Below are 23450 nucleotides of genomic sequence, written 5' to 3'. Positions count from 1 at the left end.
CCGAATCCGGCACATCGACCATGTCGAGAACCCCTACGAAAGCGACCCGAACCGGCCAACTAGTCTGAGGTATATGAGTGAGCTGGGATTCTCCACCAGGGCCGTGCACGCCGGATACGAACCCGATCCTCAGACCGGTGCGGTCAATGTGCCCATCTACGCGAGCTCGACCTTCGCCCAGGACGGCGTCGGCGGCATGCGTGGTGGTTACGAGTACGCGCGCACCGGCAACCCCACCCGCACGGCTTTGGAAGCCAACCTCGCCGCCCTCGAATCGGGCAGTTACGGGCGTGCCTTCGCCTCGGGTATGGCGGCCACCGACTGTGCGCTGCGCGCCATGCTGCGCCCCGGCGACCACATCGTCATCCCCGACGATGCCTACGGCGGCACCTTCCGGCTCATCGACAAGGTCTTCAGCCAGTGGGGCATCGAGCACTCGCCCGCCCACATCGCCGACCTCGACGCGGTGCGCGCGGCCATCCGCCCCAACACCAAGCTGGTGTGGATCGAGACTCCGACCAACCCGCTGCTGAGCATCGGTGACATCCCCGCGCTGGCCGATATCGCCCACGAGGCCGACGCGAAGCTGGTCGTGGACAACACGTTCGCCACCCCGTACCTGCAGCAGCCGCTGCTGCTCGGCGCCGATGTCGTCCTGCACTCCACCACCAAGTACATCGGCGGGCACTCCGATGTCATCGGCGGCGCGCTGATCACCAACAGTGCCGAGCTCGACAAGGACTTCGCATTCCTGCAGAACGGCGCGGGCGCTGTGCCCGGCCCGTTCGATGCCTTCCTCACGATGCGCGGCATCAAGACTCTGGCCTTGCGGATGGAGAAGCACTGCGACAACGCCGAGGTCATCGCGGAGTTCCTGACCAACCACCCGGCCATCTCGCAGGTCATCTACCCCGGCCTGCCCACGCACCCCGGCTACGAGATCGCGCAGAAGCAGATGCGTCGCAGCGGCGGCATGATCTCGGTGCGCCTGGCCGGTGGCCGGGAAGCGGCGCTGAAGTTCTGCTCGCGGACCGAGATCTTCACGCTGGCCGAATCGCTGGGCGGGGTCGAATCGCTGATCGAGCACCCGGGCGCGATGACCCACGCCAGTACCGAGGGCTCGGCCCTCGAAGTCCCCGCCGACCTGGTTCGTCTCTCGGTCGGCATCGAGGACATCAGCGATCTCCTGGCTGACGTCGAGCAGGCCCTGAGCTGAGCCGGATCCCACACATGACGAAGCGGCCGCATCCGGATTCCGGATGCGGCCGCTTGCGTTCGGGTTCTCGACGTACGGGTTCAGCCGGCTCAGCTGTGGTACGGCTCCGCGCTGACCAGCGTGACCTTCATGGTGTTGCCGTTGGGGAGTGTGTACTCGCGGGTCTCGCCCACCTTGGCGTCGATCAGCGCGCCGCCCAGCGGCGAGTTCGGCGAGTAGGCTTCGAGGCCGGTGGCGCCGAGTCCCTCTTCGCGGGTGGCGATGAGGAAGGTCTCGGTATCGCCTTCGTCGCCGTCGTAGTACACGGTGACGACCGAGCCCGGCAGTGCCACGCCGGATTTTGTGGGGGCGACGCCGACCTTGGCGTTGTTCAGCAGTTCCTGCAGCTGGCGGATACGCGCCTCCTGCTGGCCCTGCTCTTCACGCGCGGCGTGGTAGCCACCGTTCTCCTTGAGGTCGCCCTCTTCGCGGCGCTCGTTGATCTCGGCGGCAATGACCGGACGATTGGCAATGAGCGAGTCCAACTCGCCCTTGAGCCTGTCGTGCGACTCCTGGGTAAGCCAGGTCACATTCTCGGTCATCTCGATCACTCCCTAGTAGTTGTTCCCGGCGCACCGGGATTCCTGAGAAACCAGCGCAGTTCCTCCCGAAGGAGGGCATGCACCAGCCCGACGGCTGGAGCGATCCTGGGGGTGAACCCGATACCCGCAAACAGCACCGCTGGCCGCCAATGCAGCAAACACGGCTCCGAACCCCGGAACCGTGTATCAGCCCATTTTAGCATGTCTCACAAAAATGCAGGTCAGCCTAGTCAGCCGGGCAATTCAGCGCGCCGGATCAGCTAGCTGGTGCGCAGATACCCAGGTATCTGGTCGCTGCAACCATAAATATCGCCCGCCGAAGCGCGTGCCGACGACTTGACCGTAGTGGTCAGCTGCACGCTGGTCGAATCCGAGCCGGGGACGAGTACTTCGCGCCGCCCCACCTCGGCGCCGTCGCGATCCATCGCCCGGACGAAGCAGACCACGGCCTGCTGTGGATCGTCGCGGGTGACCTTGATCCGAACTTCCAGGGTGGCGTCGTCGACGACCACGTAGCCGAGCTGCTCGGTCTCGATCGCCTTCGGACCATATTTCTGGAAGCCGAGATAGGCCACCGCGAAGCCGACGGCAACGACGCCGACACCGAGCAAAACCATCAGCCACAGGCGACGCGCAGGTGGTTTTGTGCCGTAACGGTCGGCGTGTCGCGCTGCTGCGGCGGCCGAGGTCGCGGCGGAGTCCGGTGCGGGCTCGGTCATCGGTTCGCGCTCCCGGGGGTGGTCGGAACAAACAGGGGGTCGGATGGAACTATAGGTAACGACATCTGACACCCGCGAGCGAGAGCGACGGTGAACGAGAAGTGAGTGGCCTTCGCCTCATGGCAGTGCACGCCCACCCCGACGACGAATCGAGCAAGGGCGCCGCGACGACCGCCAGGTACGCCGCCGAGGGCGTCGAGGTGCTCGTCGTGACGTTGACCGGTGGCGAGCGCGGCAGCATCCTGAACCCGGCCATGGACACCCCCGGTGTGCTCGACCGGATCAACGAAGTGCGGCGCGAGGAGATGGCCGCGGCCGCCCACGCGCTCGGCGTGCGCCAGCACTGGCTGGGATTCGTCGACTCGGGCCTACCCGAGGGCGACCCACTGCCGCCGCTGCCCGAGGGCTGCTTCGCGCTGGTGCCCCTCGAAGAGTCCACCGAAGCGCTGGTGCGCGTGATCCGCGAGTTCAAGCCGCACGTGATCACCACCTACGACGAGAACGGTGGCTACCCGCACCCCGACCACATCCGCTGCCACGAGGTGTCGATGGCCGCCTACGAGGCGGCGGGCGATCCCACCGAGTTCCCCGAGGCGGGCGAGCCGTGGACGCCGCTCAAGCTCTACTACGACCACGGTTTCAGCATGAAGCGCCTCGAGGCCTTCGCCGCGGAGTACGAGCGCATCGGTGAACCGTTCCCGCTGCAGGAGTGGCTGGACCGGATGAAGCAGTACACGCAAGCGCGCAGCGACATCATGGGCCGGGTCACCACCCAGATCGAATGCTCGAAATACTTCCCCCAGCGTGACGACGCTCTGCGCGCCCACGCGACCCAGATAGATCCCAACGGCGCGTTCTTCGCGATCCCGTTGGAGATGCAGCAGCGGCTCTGGCCGACCGAGGAGTTCGAATTGGCCAAGACGCGCGTATCCACCGCCATCCCGGAGACCGACCTGTTCGCCGGCATCAAGGACAACGACCGGTGATGTTGGTCTACCTCGCACAGCAACCGACGGGCCCCGAATTCGGCAAGGCCTCCCCCCTCGGCCTGCTGGTCATCCTGATCCTGCTGGCAGGCACGGTCCTGCTGGTCCGCTCGATGAACAAGCACCTCAAGGGCCTGCCCGAAACGTTCGAACCCGAGCATCCGGAACCGGATCAGAAGGCGGACGAGGGCACCGAGCCCGGCGTGATCGCCGTCGAGGATTCCGAACCGAAGCAGGGTTCCCAGTAGGCGCAGGCGCCTAGCGCGCCGCGGCCAGGTCGGCGACGAGTTCGCCGACCAGGTCGCGCGCGGTGGCGGCCTGCTCGGCCACCGACCGCGGCGCCCCACTGGCGTTCAACTCGATCATCGTGTTCATCATGCCGAACAGCGCGACGAGTCGGCGTAGGGCTGCGCGGCGCTCGGATACTGTCATCGGCGCGGTGGATATCGGCATGTTCACAGCTATGGGATCGCTGCCGTTCGTAGGTTCGTTTCGGCCGATATCCAATCGAAGCCGTCCGCGAATCACCAGTCGATGAGGTCGAGTTCGTGCAGGCGCCGGAACACCATCATCGAACCAGGGGCGACGTGCTCCATCGCGGCGTATTCACTCACGGTGAAGTAGCGGAATTCGGCGATTTCGCCGGTGGCGAAGGGTTCTCCGGTGAGTTCGGCACGGAAACAGGTCATGTGCAGGCCGGTGTTGCGGCGGTGTCCGAAGGCTTCGGCCTCGAAGATGCCGAACTCGGCGACACCGGCGAGGCCGACGCCGAGTTCTTCCTCGATCTCGCGATGTAACGCCTGTAAAGGGGTCTCGCCGGGGTCGATCTTGCCGCCCGCCATGTAGAAGACATCCTTGCCTTCGGGACGCGTCTGAATCAGCCTGCGGTCGCGGACATGGGCGAGGGCGGCGGTGCGGATCATGGGATCACTCTATGGACCGAACGGCTTCGGTTCATATCGAATCGCTCTGGTGTCTGGGTCAGTTCACGGTGACGGCGTGATCGTGCGGGGATCGGCGCCGGTCAGGGCGCGGGAGGTGTCCTTGAGGTCGACACCGGAGCGGCCGAGCGCGCGGGCGCCCGCAACGAGGCCCGCCACCACGCGGGCCGCGTCGGCGTAGGTGAGGCCGTCGGGCGGGTGGATGTTGGAGATGCAGTTGCGTTCGGCGTCGGCACGGCCGGGTCGGGGCAGGTGGGTGAGATAGATGCCGAGGCTGTCGGCGACCGAAAGGCCGGGGCGCTCGCCGATGAGGACAAGGACGGTGCGCACGCCCATGGCTTCGGCGATGTGGTCGCCCAGCGCCACTCTGGCCTGGGTGGCGACGACCGGCGGGGCCAGGGTGTAGCGATCACCGAGTTCTGTTGCGAGAGCGGCAAGTAGGCCGGGGGCATGGTCGGTGAGAGCCAAGGGGGACAGGCCGTCGGCGAGGACGAATCCGATATCGGCGCCGGTGTCGGGGACGGCGGTCAGGTTGTCGGGGAGTCGGCCGAGGTCTGGTCGGCGCAGGTATTCCGCGCGGTCCGCTGCTCGGCTGGCGACGGTCACCGGAGTGCCGAGTCCGACGGCCGCGATCTGCTCGGTGAAGGACTCGACGTCGAGCGGAAGGTGTACGGCGTCGCGGGCTGCGGCGTGGGCGGCGCGCAGTGCGAGGACATCGGTCGTCGGTAACGCGTCGCCGGTGCGGCCGAGTCCGATCCTGGCTTGCGTGCTGCCCCGCAGGTCGCGCCAGAAGTCCTCGGCGACAGTCGATTCCGTATCGGCAGCGGCAACCGGCGAGGCCGGAACGGGCTGGTTCGCAGGTTCCGCTGCTGCGTCGGCGGGCTTGCCAGGCTGTCGTGGCGCGCTCATCGGGTGGCCGTCAGCGCGCGCAGAGGTGAGGACAACGGTTCTACTTGTCGCACACGGCCGTTCGCGTCCAACATGCCGAGCCCCGACAGCCAAGCCTCGAATTCCGGTGCGGGGCGCAGGTTCAGGACCTGGCGGGCGTAGAGGGCGTCGTGGAAGCTGAGGCTCTGGTAGCCGAGCATCACGTCGTCGGCGCCGGGCACCGCGATGACGAAGGCGCAACCGGCCGCGCCCAGCAGGGTGAGCAGGGTGTCCATGTCGTCCTGGTCGGCCTCGGCGTGATTGGTGTAGCAGACATCCACTCCCATCGGCAGACCGAGCAGCTTGCCGCAGAAGTGGTCTTCGAGTCCGGCCCGGATGATCTGCTTGCCGTCGTAGAGATATTCGGGTCCGATGAAGCCGACCACCGTATTCACCAGTAGCGGTTGAAGATCCCGTGCCACGGCGTAGGCGCGCGCTTCGAGCGTCTGCTGGTCCACCGGCCGATCGCCCACGCCCAGATGGGCATTGGCGCTCAGCGCCGACCCCTGCCCGGTCTCGAGGTACATCACGTTGTCGCCGACGGTGCCGCGCCGTAGCGAGCGTCCCGCCTCGTTCCCCTCCCGCAACAGCGAAATATTCACTCCGAAGCCGGTATTGGCGCCCTCGGTACCCGCCACGGACTGGAAAACCAGGTCCACCGGCGCCCCGGCCTCGATCAACCCGATGGTCGTGGTGACGTGGGAGAGCACGCACGACTGCGTCGGGATGTCGAAGCGCAGTCGCACCTCGTCGAGCAGATGCAGCAGATCCGAGGTGGCCTGCGGTGAATCGGTGGCCGGGTTGATCCCGATCACCGCGTCGCCGCAGCCGAGCAGCAGTCCGTCCAAGGTGGCGGCGGCGATCCCGCGCGGATCATCGGTCGGATGATTGGGCTGCAACCGCGTGCTCAACCGGCCGGGCAGGCCGATGGTGGTGCGGAATCCCGCGGTCACCTCGACCGCCTTGGCCACCGCGATCAGGTCCTGATTGCGCATGATCTTGCTGACCGCGGCCACCATCTCCGGCGTCAGGCCCGGCGACACCGCCGACAGGGTCGCCGCCGAATCCTCGGTGGTGGCGACGGCGAGCAACCAATCCCGCAGCCCGCCGACCGTCAGGTGCGCGATCGGCCCGAAGGCCACCCGGTCGTGACTGTCGATGATCAGTCGGGTGACCTCGTCGGTCTCGTACGGCACGAGCACGTCAGCGAGGAAGGTGGCCAGCGGGACCTCCGCCAACGCCCATTGCGCCGCGGCGCGTTCGGCGTCGGTGGCGGCCGCGCAGCCGGCGAGTTCGTCGCCGCTGCGCAGGGGGGTGGCCTTGGCCATCAGGTCGATCAAACCGTCGAAGGTGTAGGTGGTGACGCCGATTGTGCTGCGGTACACGGTCATCGGGTCCCTTTCGAAAAGATCTGTCGGCCGTCGGGCGTCTGCGCGTTATTCCAGCTCGGATTCCGCCTCGGCGATCGCCGCGAACTCCTCATCCGGCGACTTGGCGACCAGGTGTTTGCGACTGTAGAGCCCGAAGTACGCCATGAAGGCGATGAACACACCGAGGGTCCACAGCGCCGCGGTCGGGTCGACCAGGAAGGTCGCCGCCACCGAAGCGGCCGCGATGACCAGCGCGAACCCCGTGGTGACGATGCCGCCGGGGGTGCGATACGGGCGCGGCATGTTCGGTTCGCGCTTGCGGAGCACGATGTGGCTCACCATCATCAGCACGTAGCTCACGGCCGCGCCGAATACCGCCATGTTCAGCAACATCGCGCCCTTGCCGGTGAGCGAGAGGGCGAAGCCGATGATGCCGGGCACGATCAGCGCCAGCATCGGTGCCTTGCGGGAGTTGGTCACCGACAGGGCCGTCGGCAGGTAGCCGGCGCGGGAGAGCGCGAAGGTCTGGCGGGAGTAGGCGTAGATGATCGAGAAGAAGCTGGCGACCAGCCCGGCCAGGCCGATGTAGTTGACCACCTTGGCCGCCGAGCTGTCGCCCAGCGCTTCTACGAGGGGGTTGCCCGAGGCGGATGCGCTCTGGGCGCCGAGCGCGCCGGTGACCAGGAACAGCACCAGCGCGCCGGTGACGCACAGCAGCAGCATCGCGACGATGATGCCCTTCGGCACGTTCTTCTCCGGCTCGCTGGCTTCCTCCGCGGCCAGCGGCACCCCTTCCACCGCGAGGAAGAACCAGATCGCGAACGGGATGGCGGCCCAGATGCCTAGGTATCCGAACGGCAGGAACGACGACGATCCTGCCGCCGTGGGATCGGCCGCGATGTTGGTCAGGTTGGCCACGTCGAACTTGCCGACGGCCGCGAAGGCGAAGATCATCAGACCGACCAGCGCGATCGCGGTGATCACGAACATCGCCTTGAGCGCCTCGCCCGCACCGGCCAGGTGAATGCCGATGAACAGCGCGTAGACCGCCAGATACACCCACCAGCCGTCGGTGATCCCGAACAGGTTCAGCGATTCCACATAGGCGCCGATGAAGGTGGCGATGGCGGCGGGCGCGATCGCGTATTCGATGAGAATTGCGGTGCCGGTGGCGAATCCGCCCCACGGCCCGAGTGCGCGCCGAGCGAAGGTGTAGCCGCCGCCCGCCGCGGGCAGCGCCGAGGACAGTTCGGCCATGCCGAGCACCATGGCCAGATACATCGCGGCGATGACGATCGTGGCGATCAGCAGGCCACCGAAACCGCCCTCGGCGAGACCGAAGTTCCAGCCCGAGAAGTCGCCGGAGATCACATAACTCACGCCGAGGCCCGCGAGCAGCACCCAGCCTGCTGATCCCTTACGGAGGGTGCGTTTGGCGAGATAGTCGTCGACCGGTGCGCCCTCGTCGGTGGCGGGGCTGGTTTCTGTACTCACGTGGAGCTCCTCATCAACAAGCAATGCGTGCTCGGCGGTAACGGTGATCGTCGAGAGTTGAGGAATGCTCGACCACTGTTACGGCCGTGGATCCGTCAGGTCAGCGGTGCGTATCGAGCACCGCTGACCTGCGAAAACGATCTGGATGCGCGTGTTTCAGATCACCCGGTGGGTGGCGGCGTCGATGCGAGCGCGGCCGCTTCCTCGTCGGTGAACAGACGTGAGCGGATCAGGAACCGCACGCCTTCGGGAGCTTCGAGGGAGAATCCGCCGCCGCGGCCGGGCACCACGTCGACGGTGAGATGGGTGTGTTTCCAGTATTCGAACTGGTCGGCGCTCATCCAGAACGGCGTCTCGCCGGGCAGGTACCCGAGCAGCACGTCCGAACCGCCCACCCGGAATTCCCCACGCGGATAACACATCGGCGAGCTGCCATCGCAGCAACCACCGGACTGGTGGAACATGACCGGGCCGTGCTGCCCGGTCAAGTCCCGCAGCAGCGCCGCCGCCTTGTCGGTGAGGTCGACGCGCTGCACCATCAGAAGAAGCCGAGCTTCGTCGCCGAGTAGCTGACCAGGATGTTCTTGGTCTGCTGGTAGTGATCGAGCATCATCTTGTGGTTCTCGCGCCCGATGCCGGACTTCTTGTAGCCGCCGAACGCCGCGTGCGCGGGGTAGGCGTGATAGCAGTTGGTCCACACCCGACCGGCCTTGATGCCGCGGCCGAGGCGGTAGGCGGTGTTCATATCGCGCGTCCACACGCCCGCGCCGAGACCGTAGAGGGTGTCGTTGGCGATCGACAGCGCCTCCTCGGTGGAGTCGAAGGTGGTGACCGCGACGACGGGGCCGAAGATCTCCTCCTGGAACACGCGCATGTCGTTGCTGCCCTTGAAGATCGTCGGTTCGATGTAGAAGCCGTCGGCCAGCCCGTCGACGCTGCGGACCGCGCCGCCGGTGAGTACCTCGGCGCCTTCCTTCTTGCCGATGTCGATGTAGGACAGGATCTTCTCGAACTGATCGTTGCTGGCCTGGGCGCCGATCATGGTCGTCTCGTCGAGGGGGTTGCCGCTGATGATGGCCTTGGTGCGCTCGATGCAGCGGGCCATGAACTCGTCGTAGATCGACGAGGCGATCAGCGCGCGCGACGGACAGGTGCACACCTCGCCCTGATTGAGGGCGAACATGACGAACCCTTCGATCGCCTTGTCCAGGTAGTCGTCGTCGGCGGCCATCACATCGGCCAGGAAGATGTTGGGGCTCTTGCCGCCCAACTCCAGGGTGACCGGAATGATGTTCTCGCTGGCGTACTGCATGATCAGTCGACCCGTGGTGGTCTCACCGGTGAACGCGACCTTCGCCACGCGCGGGCTCGAGGCCAGCGGCTTACCCGCTTCGACGCCGAAACCGTTGACCACGTTGAGGACTCCCGGCGGCAGCAGATCCGCGACGAGTTCGACGACCTTCATGATCGAGGCCGGGGTCTGCTCGGCGGGCTTGAGCACCACCGCGTTTCCCGCGGCGAGGGCGGGAGCCAGCTTCCAGGTGGCCATCAGGATCGGGAAGTTCCACGGAATGATCTGTGCGACAACGCCGAGCGGCTCGTGGAAGTGGTAGGCGATGGTGTCCTTGTCGACCTCGCTGATGCCGCCTTCCTGCGCGCGCAGCACCCCGGCGAAGTAGCGGAAGTGGTCGACCGCGAGGGGGAGGTCGGCGGCGAGGGTCTCGCGGACCGGCTTGCCGTTGTCCCAGGTTTCGGCGACGGCGAGGGCCTCGAGGTTGGCCTCGATCCGGTCGGCGATCTTGTTGAGGATGTTGGCGCGCTCGGCGGCCGACGTCTCACCCCAGGCGGGGGCCGCGCGGTGGGCGGCGTCGAGAGCCAGTTCCACATCGGCGGCGCTCGAGCGGGCGATCTCGCAGAACGGCTGCCCGTCCACCGGGGAGGTGTTCTCGAAGTAGCGGCCCTCGACCGGCGGAACCCACTTGCCGTCGATGAAATTGTCGTATCGCGGCGCGTAGCTGACAATGCTGCCTTCGGTGCCCGGCTTGGCGTAGATCATGTGCGGTGGCTCCTCGCTGATTCCGGTGAAGCGTGACGCCCATCACTATCCTGTACGAGGGTTGATGAAACGTTGAACACAGGATTCTTGGCGGCTGGTGCCGCGGTTCTCGGCGCTTGACTCCGCCTCTTCCCTCCCTCCGGGCACTCCTTCGTCGCACCCTCCACTCAGTCCAGAGGCGGAGGCGCGCCGAGAACGAGGGCCTATGTACGCAGTGCGCTGTGCAGGCGTGCGATGGCGAACGCGCGGCGGGCGTCGCGGGCGGGGAGCAGTGCGAGGGCGTGTTCGTGGACGGCGACGTCGTCGGGTGCGCAGTCGCCGTAGGTCAGCGCGTGATTCGCGTCCGGGCTGTTCAGGACCGCGTTGCGCATGGCGACTTCGAGGTAGTCGCGCCATTCGCTGATGCCGGGCGTCTCCGAATCGGGAAGCAGCGGACCGTGATACAGGCGCACGGCGGTGTCGAGATCGCCTCGCTCGATGGCGCGCAGCACGTCGACGGCGTCGCAGGACAGGGGAGTGGTGAAGCGGTAGACGCGACTGGTGATGTCGCCGCCGGTGGCGCGGCGCAGGTACGACATCTCCGATTTGAGCGTGCTCGCGCCGACCGCGCGATCACCGTAGACGGCGTAGTGCAGGCGCTCGTGGCTGTAGCCGTCGTGGTCGAGGGCGAGCAGGGTCAGGATCTCGAGGTGGCGTGGCCGCAACCGGATCTGCTGACCGTCGCGCATCAACCGCCCGGTTCCGAGACAGGTCAGCCGCATGCCCGCGGGCGCGGGTACGGCGGCGTGCAGTTTCGACTCGATGGCGCTGGTCATGGTGCGCACGGTGGCCATGGCAAGCGGGTGCGAACGCTTCCAGGTGGTCGACAGGTCGAGCACGCCGAGCAAGGTCCCGTCGGCGGCGCGGATCGGCGCGCAATAACAGACCCAACCGTGCAGCGCCGCGACGAGATGTTCGGCCGAGAACACGGTGTGCGGTTGGTCGGTGCGCAACGCCAGAGACAGCGCGTTGGTCCCCATGTGCGCCTCGTCCCACCGGCCACCGGGCGCGAAGTTCACCTGCTCGGCTCGCCTGCGCATGACGGGCCCGCCGTACGTCCACAGAATCGTCCCCGAAGCATCGGTGACCGCCGCGACGTACCCCGCGTCGTCGGCGACACTGTGCAACTGCTCTTTCAGCTCGGTGATCGGCCCCCGCAACGGCGACTCCGCCCACCGCGGCCCGATATCGGTCTCACTGACCGGCGCGTGATCGCGCCCCGGATCCACCGTCCGCAACGACCGCGACCACGACTGCGCCACCTCGGTCCGAACCCCCGAGCTCGGCCCCACCCCCGAAACCGCACCTGGCACCCACATCGCCCACTCCCGCTCCAGTGCAGCGCGCTGGGCGGAAAGCGTGAGCTGCACCATCTCGGGTCTTCCTACTCGATGAACTGGACGAGGAATCCACCTCTCATCATGCCGCAGCCCCCGCCGCTGAGCCGCGGTTTCGTCAGCCTGAGCCACCGCAACCATCACCACGTCGACTCCCCGCTGAACTTCGGTTTCGAGGCGTCGGCCGCTTACAGCGCGAGGTAGCGCGCCGGGCTGGGCAGGGGTGGGCTCGCCCTCACACCGACCCTGGCGGAATGATCCTGGGGCCGAGGTCGAAGTGGATGCCCGCGTGGAGCATCTTCGTGGCTGGCAGGCCGATCATGGCGCGGAAGGACTCGCTGAAGTGGGAGGGGGTGGCGAAGCCCGCGTCGATGGCGGAACGGGTGAGGTCGTGGCCGTTGACGGCGCTGCTCACCGCGCAGACCATGCGATTCCAGCGCTGGTAGCCACGGAAGGTGGTGCCGCAGTGCTGGGTGAACAGGTGCAGGAAGTGGCCGGTGGACAGGCCGAGGTTCGCGGCGATCTGGTCGGCGCGCAGGGCGTTGGCGGGCTGGTCGCGGATCGCGGCGGCGAGCCTGGCAATGCGTGCGTCGGTGCCGAGGTTCGGCCCCGCGACGGCGCGGTTGTAGAGGAGATCCGGGTCGACGACGGGTCCGCCGCACAGCTCGACGAGTTCGCGCTCGCGGCGGTGGCTCAGACCGAAAGTTCCTGCCGCGGCGGTCATCTCGTCGGCGATCATGGTCGCGGGTGCACTCGACGGGTCGATGAACAGCACCAGAATCCACCCCTGTGTGGCAACGACGCGGTGCGCGGTGCGGGCAGGCGCGAAGGAGCTGCCGGTGCGAATCGGACCGCGGGAGGTGTGCACGATCAGCGGCCCGTCCAGCCCCACGGTGAGCATCGCGACCGGCGGCGAATGCGTGTCGGGCAGCAGATCCGGCCCGATATACCCGATGTGCCCCGGCCGGACCCACGCGGTCGGCGTCCGCACCGATCTGCGGAGCTCCGAACGGGTATCGATGTTCACCCTCACCAGGGTATCGACGCGTCGCCGGGTACGCCGCGAACAGCAACGCTCACCGTTGTTGTCGGTGGTCCTTGGTATCACAGTGCATGAGCACATTCATGCTGATCCCGGGCGCCGGATGCGATGCGGGTTATTGGCAGCAGGTGTCCGACCAACTGCGCGGGCTCGGTCACGACGCGGTGCCCGTGTCACTGCCGAACGAGGATGACACCGCGGGGTTGGCGGAATACGCCGACGCGGTGGTCGAGGCGATCGGCGAACGCCGGGACGTGGTCGTGGTGGCGCACTCGTTCGGCGGTTTCACCGCGCCGCTCGTGTGCGATCGGGTCCCGGTCGAGCGAATGGTGTTGGTATCGGCGATGATTCCGTCCCCCGGCGAGGCCCCTGGCGACTGGTGGGCCACCACCGGGCACGAAACCTCGGGCGATGACGATGTGTTCTACAACCAGCTCACGTCTGAGCAGCGGGCCGAGGCAGAGAAGTACGAGCGTGGGCAGTCCGATACCCCGATGAAGTCACCATGGCCGCTCACGGCCTGGCCCGACGTGCCCACCCGGTTCATCCTGCTCCGCGACGACCGATTCTTCCCCGCCGATTTCATTCGCGAACTCGTAGCCTCCCGGCTGGGGATCGAGCCGATCGAGATGGACGGTGGGCACATGGTCATGATGTCGCGCCCCGCCGAGCTGGCTCGTCTGCTGCTCTGATCGCGCGATCAGCGAGCTCGGGGAGGCGGGGGACCGAGGCTACGAGTCGGCGGGTGTATTCGTGCTGGGGGGAGCGTAGGACGGTGTCGGCTTCGCCGGATTCGACGATCTGGCCGTCTTTCATCACGAGCACGCGGTCGGCGAGGTGGTGTACTACGCCGAGGTCGTGGGAGATGAGTAGCAGGGCGGTGCCGAAATCGGCTCGGAGTTCGGCGAGTAGGTCGAGGATTTGGGCTTGGACGGAGACGTCGAGGGCCGAGAGGGGCTCGTCGGCTACCAGGAGGGCGGGGTTGGGGGCGAGGGCTCGGGCGATGGCGACGCGTTGGCGTTGGCCGCCGGAGAGAGTGCGAGGGTGGCGGGGGAGCAGATCGCGGGCGAGGCCGACGGCATCGAGGATTTCGTGGACGCGCTGGATGCGGGCTTTGCCGCGCAGGCCGACCGTGTCGAGGCTTTCGCCGATGACGCGCTCCACCGTGTAGCGGGGGTCGAAGGAGCTGAGGGGGTCCTGGGCGATCAGTTGCGCCGCACCACGGAGCGGGCGTAATGCCTTGTCGGAGAGCTCACTCCATGGTTCGCCATCGACGACCACCCGCCCGGACGACGGTGCGATGAGCCTCAGTGCGAGACGGGCCGTCGTGGTCTTGCCCGAACCCGATTCGCCGACGATGCCCAGGGTTTCGCCGCCGAACAGGTCGAAGTCGACGTTGTCCACCACGGTGCGGGTGGCTGATCCGGAGCCGTAGGTCTTGCGCAAGTTGCGGACCGAGAGCACGACCCGGGTGTTGTCCACCGAGCGGGGCGGCAGCAGCTCGCGGAGTTCGGCGCGGACCGGCGTCTCCGATCGCGACGATGCCGGAGCCGGCGATGACATGGCCGGATCGGTGGGCTGGCGTGGTTCGGAGACCGACAACTTCGATCCGCGCGAGGCGGCGGACGGCACGGCCGCGAGCAGCTTCTTCGTGTACGGGTGCTCCGGCCGGGTCAGCACGTCGTGCGTGCTGCCCTCCTCGACGACCTCCCCGTCACGCATGACCAGCACCCGGTCGGCCACCTCGGCGACCACCGCCAGGTCATGGCTGATCAGTAGCAGTGCCGTGCCGTCGGCCTTGCGTGCGCGAAGCAGGTCCAGGATCTGTTGCTGCACAGTCACATCGAGCGCGGTAGTCGGCTCGTCGGCGACGATGAGACGCGGATCGCCCGCCAGGGCTGTCGCGATCAACACGCGCTGACGCAGCCCGCCGGACAGCTCGTGGGGATACTGACGCAGCCGCAGTTCGGGTTCGGGGACACCGACGTCGGTGAGCAGTCGCACGCTGCGGGCGGTGAGGGCCTGTCCGCGCAGGTCGGTCAGCGCGCGTTGCGCTTCGGCGAGTTGGCTACCGATCGAGTACAGCGGATCGAGGGAGACCAACGCGTCCTGGAGCACGAATCCGATGTCGCTGCCCCGGATTCGCCGCCACTGTCGATCGCGATGTGCGCGCGCGTCCTGGCCGAAGAGTTCGAGGCGGTCGGCGCGCACCCCTGCGCCCGGCCCGGCCAGGCCGACCAGCGCGCGCGCCGTCACCGATTTGCCCGACCCGGACTCGCCGACGAGGGCCACGGCCTCGCCGGGCTCGATCCGCAGATCGATGCCGTGCACGACCTCCTTGCCCGCGAACCCGACTCGCAGATTCTCGACCGCGATCAGACTCATGTCGTTGGCCTTCCGTCGTAGTGGCGCTGCCAGTGTCGGCCGAGCGAGCTCACCGCGATGACCGTGGCGGTCACAGCTACGCCGGGCAGCACGGCGATCCACCAGGCATTGCGCAGATAGTTGCGCCCCTCGGCGAGCATCGCGCCCCATTCCGGTTCCGGCGGTTGCGGACCCATCCCGAGGAAGCTCAGACCGGCCGCGCCGAGAATGGCGGTGCCGAGGCCGATGGTGGCCAGGATCGGGACCTGCGCGACCGCGTGTGGCAGGACGTGCCGTCGCACCAGCGTCGCTCTGGTCAGTCCGAAAGTTCGTGCCTGCTCGACATACCCGGACTCCTGCACGACGAGGGTCTGCGCACGCACCACCCTGGCGAACCGGGGGATCGAGGCGATGCCGAGCGCGAAGATCAGGTTCGTGGTGCCGGGGCCGGTGAACGAGATCAGGACCAGCGCGAGCAGCAGATCGGGGAACGCGGAGACCACGTCGAGGAACCGGGTGATCAGTTCGTCGAGCGGTCCGCGCGCCAACCCGGACAGCAGGCCGAGCGCCGTGCCCGCGACGACCGCGATCGCGACTGCGGTGATGCCGATGAGCAGCGAGTAGCGCGCGCCGTGGACGACGCGGGTGAAGACGTCGCGCCCCAGGTGATCGGTGCCGAACCAATGCTGCGCGCTCGGCGGTAGTTGGGCGGCAAGCGGATCGGCGCCGAGCGGGTCGGCGCCGGTGAGCAGGGCGGGGGCCACCACCGCGATCGCGACCAGTCCCACCGTCAGTGCTGCGACGGCTACACCCGGCGTCACAGCGAAACCCTTGGCGCGTAAGCCGATTCGACCGGCCAGGGGTTGCGTTTCGATGGCTGTCATCGCTGCCCTCCATCGCGTGAGTCACGGCGCAGCCGTGGGTCCAGCCACAGGTAGAGGAGATCGACCAGTGTGCTGATCACCACGTAGACGAACGCCGAGAGGATCGCCACGGCCAGCACCACGGGAAGATCTTGTGCCAGAACGGCTTCGACGGTCACCCTGCCGAGACCAGGACGGCCGAAGACCTCTTCGATGATCACCGCCCCGCCGAGCAGTCCGCCGACCAGCCAGCCGGTCAAGGTCACTGCGGGCAGGGCCGCGTGGCGCAAACCGTGTCGCAGCCGCAACGCGCTCTCGCTCACCGACCACGACCGCACCGTCACCGCGAACGGTTCGTCGAGCGCCCGCTCCAGCCCGTCGCGCAGCACCTGGGAGATCACCGCGCCCAGCGACAGACCGAGCGCGAGTGCGGGCAGGACCAAGGCCGACAGCCCCTTGTTCGCCGCCACCGGAAAGATCTTCAGCTGGAAGCTGAACACCGACAGCAACACGATGCCGAGCCAGAAGGAGGGCGTCGAAACGAGCGCCAGCTCAACAGCATTCGCGAAGGCCCGTGATCGCCGCCGCTGCGCCGTGCTCGTCGCGACGACGACCGCGAACACCAGCGCCACCAGTAACGCGGCACCCGTCAGCGCCAAGGTGGGCCCGGCCTGCGAGCTGATGATTTCCGACACCGGCCGCTGCAGCACATAGGAACGCCCGAAATCCCCCTGCGCCACGTTCCACAGGTAGCGGGCGTACTGGACAACGGCGGGACTGTCGAGTCCCCATTCGGCGCGGATGGCCGCCTCCACCTCCGGGGTGCGCGCCTGCTCGCCGAGCAACACGTCGACCGTGTCGCCCGGCGCCAGCCGCACACCGAGGAACGACAGCGTGGTCGCACCCCACAGCACGCCGAGACCCGTGATCAACCGCAGCACAATCCGTTTGGCTGTGCCGCCGCGAGCATCGCGACCGCTGTCCGCTGTGGCGGGCACGACGTCCGGTGCGATCGCTTCCGTCGTCATCGGCGCCTATCCACGATCGACCCAGATGTCGTACGCGTTCTCCGGAAGCTGTTTGTACGGACGGTATCCCGCGCCGTACACGTGGGCTGCCGTCGCGATCTGGTTCTCGGGAATGTAGAGCGGCAGCCCGTAAGCCTTGTCGACGATCGCGAACCGCTGCAACTGCGCGTACTGCTTCGCCCGCTCGGCGGAGTCGGTGGTCGAGGCGGCGGCCCGCAGCCAGGTGGACAGTTCGGGATCGGTGGCGCGGCTGTAGTTCAGCGTGCCAAGCGGCGTCGGCGGGTACCAGTGGTTCTCGATGTCGATGCCGCCGGTGATGGTGTCGGAGTTGGCGATCGACCCGAAGGCGTTCTTCTTGCGCAGCTCGCTATAGGTGCCGAGGTCGACGTAGGACAGCTTCAGATCGATGCCCGCGTTCTGCTTGGCCTGCGCCTGCACCGCCTGCAACAGCACCTCACGCTGATCGCGCACGGTCGACTGGGCCTGCACCAGTTCGACGGTCAGCCGCCGGCCGTCCTTGGTCCGGAACCCTTCGGAATCCTTTGCCGTCCATCCGGCTTCGTCGAGCAGCCGGTTCGAGGCGGCCTTGTCGGCGCCGTAGGTGCCCTCGACGCTCTTGTCGTAGAACAGGGTGTCGACGCTGGAGGCGATACCCCAGCCGCGGGTGCGCTCGCCGCGATAGATCGACTGCAGCACCGCGTTCACGTCGACGGAGTTGTTGAGCGCCTTGCGGACTCGTTCATCGGTGGCAGGGCCGAAGGTCGCGTTCCAGTACAGCGTGTACGGGCTGCCGTTGTTCAGCCCGGTCGAATAGGTGAAGTCGGGGTTGTCCCGGAACAGTGCGGCGTCGTTGCCGGAGACGCCTTCGATGAGGTCGACCTGACCGGAGGTGAGCGCCCCGGTGCGCACCGACGACTCGGGCAGGAAACGGTAGGTCACCTCGTCGAGGTAGGCCGGACCCTGATGCTTCGCGCTCTGCGGCGCCCAGTTGTAGTCGGGGTTCTTGCGGAAGTGCAGTTCCTGACCTTTCACGTAGCGGTCGAGGATGAAAGGACCGGTACCCGCGATCTCCGGCCCACCGGCCTTGAGCTGCGGCTTGTCCCACGCGGCCGAGGAGATGATGGGGAAACCGGCGGCGAAGTCGAGGAACGGCGCGTACGGGTCCTTCAGGGTGAACACCACGGTGCGCTCGTCGCGTGGGGTGACCGCTGCCAGGTGTGACAGCGGCCCGGCGGACCAGCCGCCGGAATAGGACACGTCCTGCATCGTGGTGAAGTTGCGGGCCACGGCGGTCGCGGTGAGCGGATTACCGTCGGTGAACTTCACCCCCGCGCGCAGGGGGAAGGTGTAGACGAGACCGTCGGGCGAGATCTCGTGGCCGGTGGCCAGCCCCGGGACGAAACCGCCCTCGGTCGTGCGCGCGAGTAGCGACTCGAAGACGTTGCGCAACATCAGGTGTGTATTGCTCTGGCCGTTGAGGTGCGGATTCAACGTGGTCGGCTCGGTCTCCACCCCCCACGTCAACGCGCCGCCGCTGACCGGCTGTGCCGATTCGCGTGCCGCAGGGTCCGTTCCACCACACGCGGTCGCCAGCACGGCCACCGCCGATACCAGAGCTGTGGCAAGTAGTCGCCGATGTCGCATCACAGCGCGGCGCCCCTCTCTTCGATGAGAAACAGTGATTGAGCTGTGGTGACCACGGCGCCTTCGGCCGCGGTCACGGTGACGATCCCCGCATGGGTGGCGGTCAGTTCGTGTTCGAGCTTCATGGCCTCGACCACGCCGAGCAGCTGTCCCTTCTCGACCGGGTTGCCCGATTCGACATGGAGCTGCACGAGGGTGCCCGGCATGGGCGAGCGGATCTCGGGATCCGTCGCGGTCGTGCCGAGTGAGCGGTATTCGGCGTAGCGCACCTGCCTGGCAACGCCAGCTACCTGGCATGTCCAGCCCTCGCCGTCGCGTCGTACGACACACGGGGTCGAGCCGACCGTGATCGTGTCGCCGTCGGTTCGTCGAGCGGTGACGCCCACCTCGGTCGTCTGCCGGGTGGCGGCGCTGTGGTCGGTGGTCTGCACAGCGGGGCTGCTCGGGTCGACGGTGTCGGCGCGCACGAGCACCGCGTCGCCCTCGTAGCCGCCGACTCGCACCGTCACCGCGTGCCCGTCGACCGACAGATCGAGACTGCCGAGGTCGCGGTCGGCGGGATCGAGCCAGGCCCGATCACCGCCGGGCGCGCCGGTCGACCAGGGTGTCGCGCGGTCGGGTGCGGTGAGTGCCGCGGCGACCGCGAGGGCACTGAGCTCGTCGGGATCGCCGAACTCGGCGACCGGATCGATCCGGTCCAGATAGGCGGTGTCGTGCTCGGCCGCCGCGACGATCGGGGCGGCCAGGACGCGTGCGACGAAACCGAGGTTGGTCGAAATACCCTGCCAGCGAAGGTCTTCACAGGCTCGGCGGGCGGCGGTGAGCGCCTCCTCGCGGGTGGCGCCGGTCGCGACGAGTTTGGCGATCATCGGATCGAACCCGCCGGTGACGTCGAGATGGCGAGTGAAGGCGCGTTCGACGCGAACATCGGGCCAGTAAGTGACCTCGAGCCCGCCCGGGCACGGCAGAAACGACCGGAACGGGTCCTCGGCGTACATCCGCACCTGTACCGAAGCGCCCGAGTACGCGATGTCGGGTTGCTCGGCGGGCAGCGGTTCGCCCGCGGCGACCAGCAATTGCCACTGCACCAGATCGATGCCGGTGATCTCCTCGGTGACGGTGTGTTCCACCTGCAACCGCGTATTCATCTCGATGAAGAAGAACTCGTCACCGACCAGCAGGAATTCGAAGGTGCCCGCGCCCACGTACTGCAAAGCCTTCGTGCCCTGCACCGCGGCGGCGAACATCGCCGCGCGCACCGCATCGGGAATCCGGGGGGCCGGCGCTTCCTCGATCACCTTCTGATGCCGCCGTTGCAGCGAGCAGTCACGGTCGAAAAGGTGGACGGCATGGCCGAATTCGTCGCCGAACACCTGCACCTCGATGTGTCGTGCGCGCTCGACGTACCGTTCGAGATGCAGACGGCCATCGGCGAAAGCCGCTGTCGCGGTGCGTGAAGCGGACGCCAGCGCCTCGCGGAGTCCGGCGGCAGAGCGCACCACCGACATGCCCTTGCCGCCACCACCGCCCGCGGGCTTGACGATCAGTGGGTACCCGATGTCGGCTGCCGCGTTCACCAGGGCGTCGAGGTCTTCGCTCGCCCGGACGGTGCCGGGCAGCACGGGCACACCCGCCTCGGCCATGACCTGGCGCGCGGAGGACTTGTCGGCCATCGTCTCGATCACCCGCGAACTCGGGCCGACGAACACCGATCCGGCAGCACGGACCGCGCGCGCGAAGTCGGCGTTCTCGGACAGGAAGCCGTATCCGGGATGCACAGCGTCGCAGCCTGTTTCGGTCGCGGCGCGCACCAGTGCGTCGATATCGAGGTAGCCGGTGGGCCGGGTCCTGGCTGCTGAAGCGTCCCGGGTGTCGCGCTCGGGCAGCGCGACGGTCGACACCGCCGCCGCGTGATAGGTGAGTGACCGGTCCGCCGCCACGCTCACCGTCACGTACTCGATGCCGAGGCGATCGCAGGTGCGGGCGATCCGGGCGGCGATCTCGCCCCGGTTCGCGATGAGTAGTCGTGAGATCACAGCCGGAACACCCCGAAGTTCGAACCCGCAGGCTGCGGCCGATCCCAGCGTTCGTGAGCCAGCGACAGGCACCGTGCCAGCCACGACCGGGTGTCCTCCGGTTCGACCACGGCATCGATCCACATGCGCGCTGCGATGTAGGTCGGCAGCGATTGCCGTTCGAAACTGTCGATGATCGGCTGCTTGATGGCGGCTTCCTCGGCGGCGCTGAGTTCCTTGCCCTCGCGGCGCAACCGGTCACGCTTGAGGATCGCCATCACCGCCGCGGCCTGCTCGCCACCGACCCCGGTGGAGCGGGCATTGGGCCACATCGCCATGAACTGGCCGCCCATCGACCGCCCCGACATCGCGAAATTGGCGGCGCCGAAGCTCCCGCCGATCACCAGCGAGATCTTCGGCACCGTGGCGCACGAGACCGCGTTCACCATCTTCGCGCCGTGTTTGGCGATCCCGGCCCGCTCGTACTCCTCGCCGACCATGAACCCACTCACGTTGTGCACGAACAACAGTGGGATGCGGCGCTGCTCGCAGATCTGGATGAAGTTGGTGGCCTTGAGCGCGCTGTCGGGGAAGATCACGCCTTGATTCGCGATGATCCCCACCTCGTAACCCGCGATCCGGGCGGTGGCGCACACGATCGTGATGCCGTAGTCCCTGCGGTACTCGACCCACGAGGTGGCGTCGACGACGCAGCGCAGAATCGCGCGAACGTCCATCTCCTTCTTGGTGGTCGCCGGGATGAGATCCGGGAGTCGCGCCGGATCGTCGGCGGGCTCGAGCACCTCGAACGCGGGGGGATGCACGCGGTCACCAGGGGTGCGAGACACGATGTCGCGCACCATCGCCAGCGCTTCCAACTCGTTCGCGGCGAGATGGTCGGCCACCGCGGTTTCGCGCACGTGCAGGTCGGAGCCGCCGAGGGTCTGCGCGTCGACCACCACGCCCGTGGCGGCCTCCACCAGCTGCGGACCGCCGAGGAACACGGTGCTGAGGTCTTTCACCATCACGGTCTCGTCGCTCATCGCGGGGATGTAGGCGCCGCCCGCGGTGCAGATGCCGAGCACCGCCGAGATCTGCGGCAGACCCAGCGCCGACATCTCCGCGATATTGCGGAACATCTTTCCGAGGTGCTCCTCGTCGGGGAAGATCTCCTCCTGCAGCGGAAGGTAGATGCCGCCCGAGTCCGCCAGATACACACACGGCAGGCGGTACTCCCTGGCCAGCTTCTGCCCGCGCAGGTGCTTCTTGATCGTGAGCGGGTAGAAGGTTCCGCCCTTGACGTGCGGATCGTTGGCGAACACCATGCACGGTCTGCCGTGGATGGTGCCGATGCCGACGATCAGCGCGGCGGCGGGCAGATCGGTGTCGTAGACCTCGTGCGCGGCGAGCCTGCCGATCTCCAGGAACGGCGTACCGGGGTCGAGGATGCGGTTGACCCGTTCGCGCACAGGAAGTTTCGTGTCGCCCTGGCGTCGACGCGGCGCCACGATCCCGGCGGTGTGATCGCGCAGCAGGGTGCGCTGGGCTTCGAACCCGATGGTGTTCTCGATAACGGCGGTCATGCTGGTAGTTCCTCCCGGTCCTGATGCGCGGCGAGGCTCGAGCTCAGGGTGTCGGCGAAGCGGCGGATCGTGTCGGGCTCGAGGTCGGCTCGCAACATCAGGCGCAGGCCCGCGCTGCCGCGACGGATGATCGGGAAGAACACCGGCGAGGTGTAGAAACCGGCGTCGAGCATGTCTCGTGCCACGGTGACCGTGACGTCCTCCTGGCCGATGCTGACGAACCGGATGGGCAGTCCGTCACCGGCGAGGTCGGTGTCGACGAGCGAGTCGAACAGGCGGACCCGCTCCTGGAGCGCGAGCTGAAGTCGATCGACGGTGCCGTCGTCGTGCAGCTCGCACGAGGCGATGATCGCGCCGAGCCCGGCGGTGTTGATGCGCTGCGACCACATCAGCGGCCCGCTCGTGCGCAGCAGGGTGGGTGTGCGCGACGTGTCGCCCACCGCGCCGAAGAAGATCACGCCACCACTGGCGCCGAAACCTTTGTTGAGCGAAGCGATCACGAGGGTCCGCTCGCGCCAGCCTTCGTAGGCTCCGAGAACATATCCGCGGCCACGACTACCCAGTGTCGAAATGCCGTGCGCCTCATCGAAATACAAGAACAGGCCGTATTGATCCTGGAGCCGGTGCAGCTCGGCCAGTGGCGCCCCGCCGCCGGTGCTGTAGACGCCGTCGGCGACGTAGGCCACGTGCGAATGCGTGCGGCACAGCTCTTCCAAGGCGTCGATGTCGTTGTGCTCGATCGTCACCAGTTCGGTCTCGTCCGCGACCAGCGGCTTCATCGCGTTCAGGCAGAAGTGCGCGTTCTTGTCGAAGACCACCAGCGGCGGGTGCCCGTCGGTGAGCTCACCGGAGGCGAGCAGCGGCAGGGTCGCCCACGCGGCCGCCGCGCACGACGACACGGTGACCGCCTGCGCGCCGAAGGTCCGGGAGAGCCGCTGTTCGGCCTCCTCCAGCAGGCCGAGCCGGATTCGCATCCGGGAAATAGAAGAATTGATCGTCGCGGTTTCGTCGAGTCCGCGGTGAGCGCCCTCGACGATTCGTGGATCGCTGTCCAAACCGAGATAGGAATAGGACGAGAAGTTGATGATCGTGCGACCGTCGCGAGAATGTACTGTTCCGTCGCGCATATCGTCGGCGATGATGTCGACCAGTCCGTGGGCGGTGCTGTCGTCCCAAAATGTATTGCTCAATTGCAATTGCCTGCGGATATTTGCGAATTGGTTTCTGGCCACTGGCGTTCATTCC

The 23450-nt window shown here is 67.3% G+C and carries 22 protein-coding genes; 4 read left to right on the top strand and 18 right to left on the bottom strand.

Translation table 11 applies throughout. The features are described 5' to 3' along the window. The first annotated feature begins 73 nt into the window (after positions 1 to 73). Positions 74 to 1216 (top strand): cystathionine gamma-synthase, encoded by a 1143-nt coding sequence (locus IBJ82_RS15565; RefSeq protein ID WP_194826623.1) that lies wholly within the window; start codon positions 74 to 76, stop codon positions 1214 to 1216. A gap of 89 nt (positions 1217 to 1305) precedes the next feature. Here IBJ82_RS15565 and greA read toward each other — a convergent pair whose 3' ends face one another. Next, the gene (gene greA / locus IBJ82_RS15560; RefSeq protein WP_056813695.1) at positions 1306 to 1797 is read right to left on the bottom strand and encodes a transcription elongation factor GreA; all 492 of its coding nucleotides are present in this window, start codon (positions 1795 to 1797) and stop codon (positions 1306 to 1308) included. Between the two features lie 260 nt (positions 1798 to 2057). Further along, positions 2058 to 2516, bottom strand: coding sequence for a DUF4307 domain-containing protein (locus IBJ82_RS15555; protein WP_194826622.1), 459 nt, complete (start codon positions 2514 to 2516; stop codon positions 2058 to 2060). 119 nt (positions 2517 to 2635) lie between these two features. On the opposite strand from IBJ82_RS15555, the gene mca reads away from it, so the two are divergent. Together mca and IBJ82_RS15545 are read left to right on the top strand one after the other, a co-directional pair. Beyond that, positions 2636 to 3502, top strand: coding sequence for a mycothiol conjugate amidase Mca (mca, locus tag IBJ82_RS15550; protein ID WP_194826621.1), 867 nt, complete (start codon positions 2636 to 2638; stop codon positions 3500 to 3502). Next, positions 3502 to 3750, top strand: a complete 249-nt coding sequence (locus IBJ82_RS15545) for a hypothetical protein (protein ID WP_194826620.1) — start codon at positions 3502 to 3504, stop codon at positions 3748 to 3750. The genes mca and IBJ82_RS15545 overlap by 1 nt, the downstream gene beginning before the upstream one ends. Before the next feature lie 10 nt (positions 3751 to 3760). Here IBJ82_RS15545 and IBJ82_RS15540 read toward each other — a convergent pair whose 3' ends face one another. From IBJ82_RS15540 to IBJ82_RS35370, 9 genes are all read right to left on the bottom strand, one after another. Continuing rightward, positions 3761 to 3934, bottom strand: a complete 174-nt coding sequence (locus IBJ82_RS15540) for a hypothetical protein (RefSeq protein ID WP_156677424.1) — start codon at positions 3932 to 3934, stop codon at positions 3761 to 3763. A 92-nt stretch (positions 3935 to 4026) separates the two neighbouring features. After that, on the bottom strand, positions 4027 to 4425 hold the full coding sequence (locus IBJ82_RS15535; RefSeq protein WP_194826619.1) for an NUDIX domain-containing protein: 399 nt from the start codon (positions 4423 to 4425) through the stop codon (positions 4027 to 4029). 63 nt (positions 4426 to 4488) lie between these two features. Continuing rightward, the gene (eutC, locus tag IBJ82_RS15530; protein WP_194826618.1) at positions 4489 to 5352 is read right to left on the bottom strand and encodes an ethanolamine ammonia-lyase subunit EutC; all 864 of its coding nucleotides are present in this window, start codon (positions 5350 to 5352) and stop codon (positions 4489 to 4491) included. Beyond that, positions 5349 to 6761 carry an ethanolamine ammonia-lyase subunit EutB gene (locus IBJ82_RS15525; protein ID WP_194826617.1) on the bottom strand — a complete coding sequence of 471 codons (1413 nt, stop codon included), beginning with the start codon at positions 6759 to 6761 and terminating at the stop codon, positions 5349 to 5351. Before IBJ82_RS15525 ends, eutC begins: the two co-directional genes overlap by 4 nt. 45 nt (positions 6762 to 6806) lie before the next feature. Continuing rightward, complete coding sequence (gene eat, locus IBJ82_RS15520) at positions 6807 to 8234, bottom strand: ethanolamine permease (protein WP_194826616.1); 1428 nt, start codon at positions 8232 to 8234, stop codon at positions 6807 to 6809. Between the two features lie 161 nt (positions 8235 to 8395). Next, entirely contained in the window at positions 8396 to 8773 is a 378-nt protein-coding gene (locus IBJ82_RS15515; protein WP_194826615.1) for a DUF779 domain-containing protein, read from the bottom strand. Then, positions 8773 to 10290, bottom strand: coding sequence for an aldehyde dehydrogenase (adh, locus tag IBJ82_RS15510; protein ID WP_194826614.1), 1518 nt, complete (start codon positions 10288 to 10290; stop codon positions 8773 to 8775). Before adh ends, IBJ82_RS15515 begins: the two co-directional genes overlap by 1 nt. Positions 10291 to 10493: 203 nt before the next feature. After that, positions 10494 to 11702: a transcriptional regulator gene (locus IBJ82_RS15505; RefSeq protein ID WP_194826613.1), complete on the bottom strand. Its 1209-nt coding sequence runs from the start codon at positions 11700 to 11702 to the stop codon at positions 10494 to 10496. 199 nt (positions 11703 to 11901) lie between these two features. Continuing rightward, positions 11902 to 12693, bottom strand: coding sequence for a helix-turn-helix domain-containing protein (locus tag IBJ82_RS35370; RefSeq protein WP_194826612.1), 792 nt, complete (start codon positions 12691 to 12693; stop codon positions 11902 to 11904). 86 nt (positions 12694 to 12779) lie between these two features. On the opposite strand from IBJ82_RS35370, the gene IBJ82_RS15495 reads away from it, so the two are divergent. Next, positions 12780 to 13400, top strand: a complete 621-nt coding sequence (locus tag IBJ82_RS15495) for an alpha/beta fold hydrolase (protein ID WP_194826611.1) — start codon at positions 12780 to 12782, stop codon at positions 13398 to 13400. Here IBJ82_RS15495 and IBJ82_RS15490 read toward each other — a convergent pair. The 7 genes from IBJ82_RS15490 to IBJ82_RS15460 are packed head-to-tail and all read right to left on the bottom strand — an operon-like array spanning position 13357 to position 23437. After that, positions 13357 to 15093 carry an ABC transporter ATP-binding protein gene (locus IBJ82_RS15490; RefSeq protein WP_194826610.1) on the bottom strand — a complete coding sequence of 579 codons (1737 nt, stop codon included), beginning with the start codon at positions 15091 to 15093 and terminating at the stop codon, positions 13357 to 13359. The genes IBJ82_RS15495 and IBJ82_RS15490 overlap by 44 nt on opposite strands. Further along, the gene (locus IBJ82_RS15485) at positions 15090 to 15956 is read right to left on the bottom strand and encodes an ABC transporter permease (protein WP_194826609.1); all 867 of its coding nucleotides are present in this window, start codon (positions 15954 to 15956) and stop codon (positions 15090 to 15092) included. The genes IBJ82_RS15490 and IBJ82_RS15485 overlap by 4 nt, the downstream gene beginning before the upstream one ends. Next, the gene (locus IBJ82_RS15480) at positions 15953 to 16963 is read right to left on the bottom strand and encodes an ABC transporter permease (RefSeq protein ID WP_194826608.1); all 1011 of its coding nucleotides are present in this window, start codon (positions 16961 to 16963) and stop codon (positions 15953 to 15955) included. Before IBJ82_RS15480 ends, IBJ82_RS15485 begins: the two co-directional genes overlap by 4 nt. Positions 16964 to 16969: 6 nt before the next feature. Beyond that, positions 16970 to 18607 carry an ABC transporter substrate-binding protein gene (locus tag IBJ82_RS15475; protein WP_194827172.1) on the bottom strand — a complete coding sequence of 546 codons (1638 nt, stop codon included), beginning with the start codon at positions 18605 to 18607 and terminating at the stop codon, positions 16970 to 16972. Beyond that, on the bottom strand, positions 18607 to 20643 hold the full coding sequence (locus IBJ82_RS15470; RefSeq protein ID WP_194826607.1) for a biotin carboxylase N-terminal domain-containing protein: 2037 nt from the start codon (positions 20641 to 20643) through the stop codon (positions 18607 to 18609). The genes IBJ82_RS15475 and IBJ82_RS15470 overlap by 1 nt, the downstream gene beginning before the upstream one ends. Beyond that, complete coding sequence (locus tag IBJ82_RS15465; RefSeq protein WP_194826606.1) at positions 20640 to 22205, bottom strand: acyl-CoA carboxylase subunit beta; 1566 nt, start codon at positions 22203 to 22205, stop codon at positions 20640 to 20642. Before IBJ82_RS15465 ends, IBJ82_RS15470 begins: the two co-directional genes overlap by 4 nt. Further along, complete coding sequence (locus IBJ82_RS15460) at positions 22202 to 23437, bottom strand: aminotransferase class I/II-fold pyridoxal phosphate-dependent enzyme (protein WP_194826605.1); 1236 nt, start codon at positions 23435 to 23437, stop codon at positions 22202 to 22204. Before IBJ82_RS15460 ends, IBJ82_RS15465 begins: the two co-directional genes overlap by 4 nt. Positions 23438 to 23450: the final 13 nt, after the last annotated feature.

This window comes from Nocardia sp. XZ_19_231, from assembly GCF_015355705.1.
Lineage (GTDB): Bacteria > Actinomycetota > Actinomycetes > Mycobacteriales > Mycobacteriaceae > Nocardia > Nocardia salmonicida.
Note: the sequence above shows the minus strand (reverse complement) of the source record. Positions and strands in the feature narration are given on the sequence as shown.

Bases quoted from the DNA above. Each gene is read 5' to 3' on its own strand.
- eutC (WP_194826618.1), bottom strand. From the start codon at position 5,352: ATGAGCGCGCCACGACAGCCTGGCAAGCCCGCCGACGCAGCAGCGGAA.
- greA (WP_056813695.1), bottom strand. From the start codon at position 1,797: ATGACCGAGAATGTGACCTGGCTTACCCAGGAGTCGCACGACAGGCTC.
- IBJ82_RS15485 (WP_194826609.1), bottom strand. From the start codon at position 15,956: ATGACAGCCATCGAAACGCAACCCCTGGCCGGTCGAATCGGCTTACGC.
- IBJ82_RS15515 (WP_194826615.1), bottom strand. From the start codon at position 8,773: ATGGTGCAGCGCGTCGACCTCACCGACAAGGCGGCGGCGCTGCTGCGG.
- IBJ82_RS15535 (WP_194826619.1), bottom strand. From the start codon at position 4,425: ATGATCCGCACCGCCGCCCTCGCCCATGTCCGCGACCGCAGGCTGATT.
- IBJ82_RS15565 (WP_194826623.1), top strand. From the start codon at position 74: ATGAGTGAGCTGGGATTCTCCACCAGGGCCGTGCACGCCGGATACGAA.
- IBJ82_RS15490 (WP_194826610.1), bottom strand. From the start codon at position 15,093: ATGAGTCTGATCGCGGTCGAGAATCTGCGAGTCGGGTTCGCGGGCAAG.
- IBJ82_RS15525 (WP_194826617.1), bottom strand. From the start codon at position 6,761: ATGACCGTGTACCGCAGCACAATCGGCGTCACCACCTACACCTTCGAC.
- IBJ82_RS15555 (WP_194826622.1), bottom strand. From the start codon at position 2,516: ATGACCGAGCCCGCACCGGACTCCGCCGCGACCTCGGCCGCCGCAGCA.
- IBJ82_RS15540 (WP_156677424.1), bottom strand. From the start codon at position 3,934: ATGACAGTATCCGAGCGCCGCGCAGCCCTACGCCGACTCGTCGCGCTG.
- IBJ82_RS15545 (WP_194826620.1), top strand. From the start codon at position 3,502: ATGTTGGTCTACCTCGCACAGCAACCGACGGGCCCCGAATTCGGCAAG.
- IBJ82_RS15465 (WP_194826606.1), bottom strand. From the start codon at position 22,205: ATGACCGCCGTTATCGAGAACACCATCGGGTTCGAAGCCCAGCGCACC.
- IBJ82_RS15505 (WP_194826613.1), bottom strand. From the start codon at position 11,702: ATGGTGCAGCTCACGCTTTCCGCCCAGCGCGCTGCACTGGAGCGGGAG.
- mca (WP_194826621.1), top strand. From the start codon at position 2,636: ATGGCAGTGCACGCCCACCCCGACGACGAATCGAGCAAGGGCGCCGCG.
- IBJ82_RS15480 (WP_194826608.1), bottom strand. From the start codon at position 16,963: ATGACGACGGAAGCGATCGCACCGGACGTCGTGCCCGCCACAGCGGAC.
- IBJ82_RS15495 (WP_194826611.1), top strand. From the start codon at position 12,780: ATGAGCACATTCATGCTGATCCCGGGCGCCGGATGCGATGCGGGTTAT.
- adh (WP_194826614.1), bottom strand. From the start codon at position 10,290: ATGATCTACGCCAAGCCGGGCACCGAAGGCAGCATTGTCAGCTACGCG.
- IBJ82_RS15475 (WP_194827172.1), bottom strand. From the start codon at position 18,607: ATGCGACATCGGCGACTACTTGCCACAGCTCTGGTATCGGCGGTGGCC.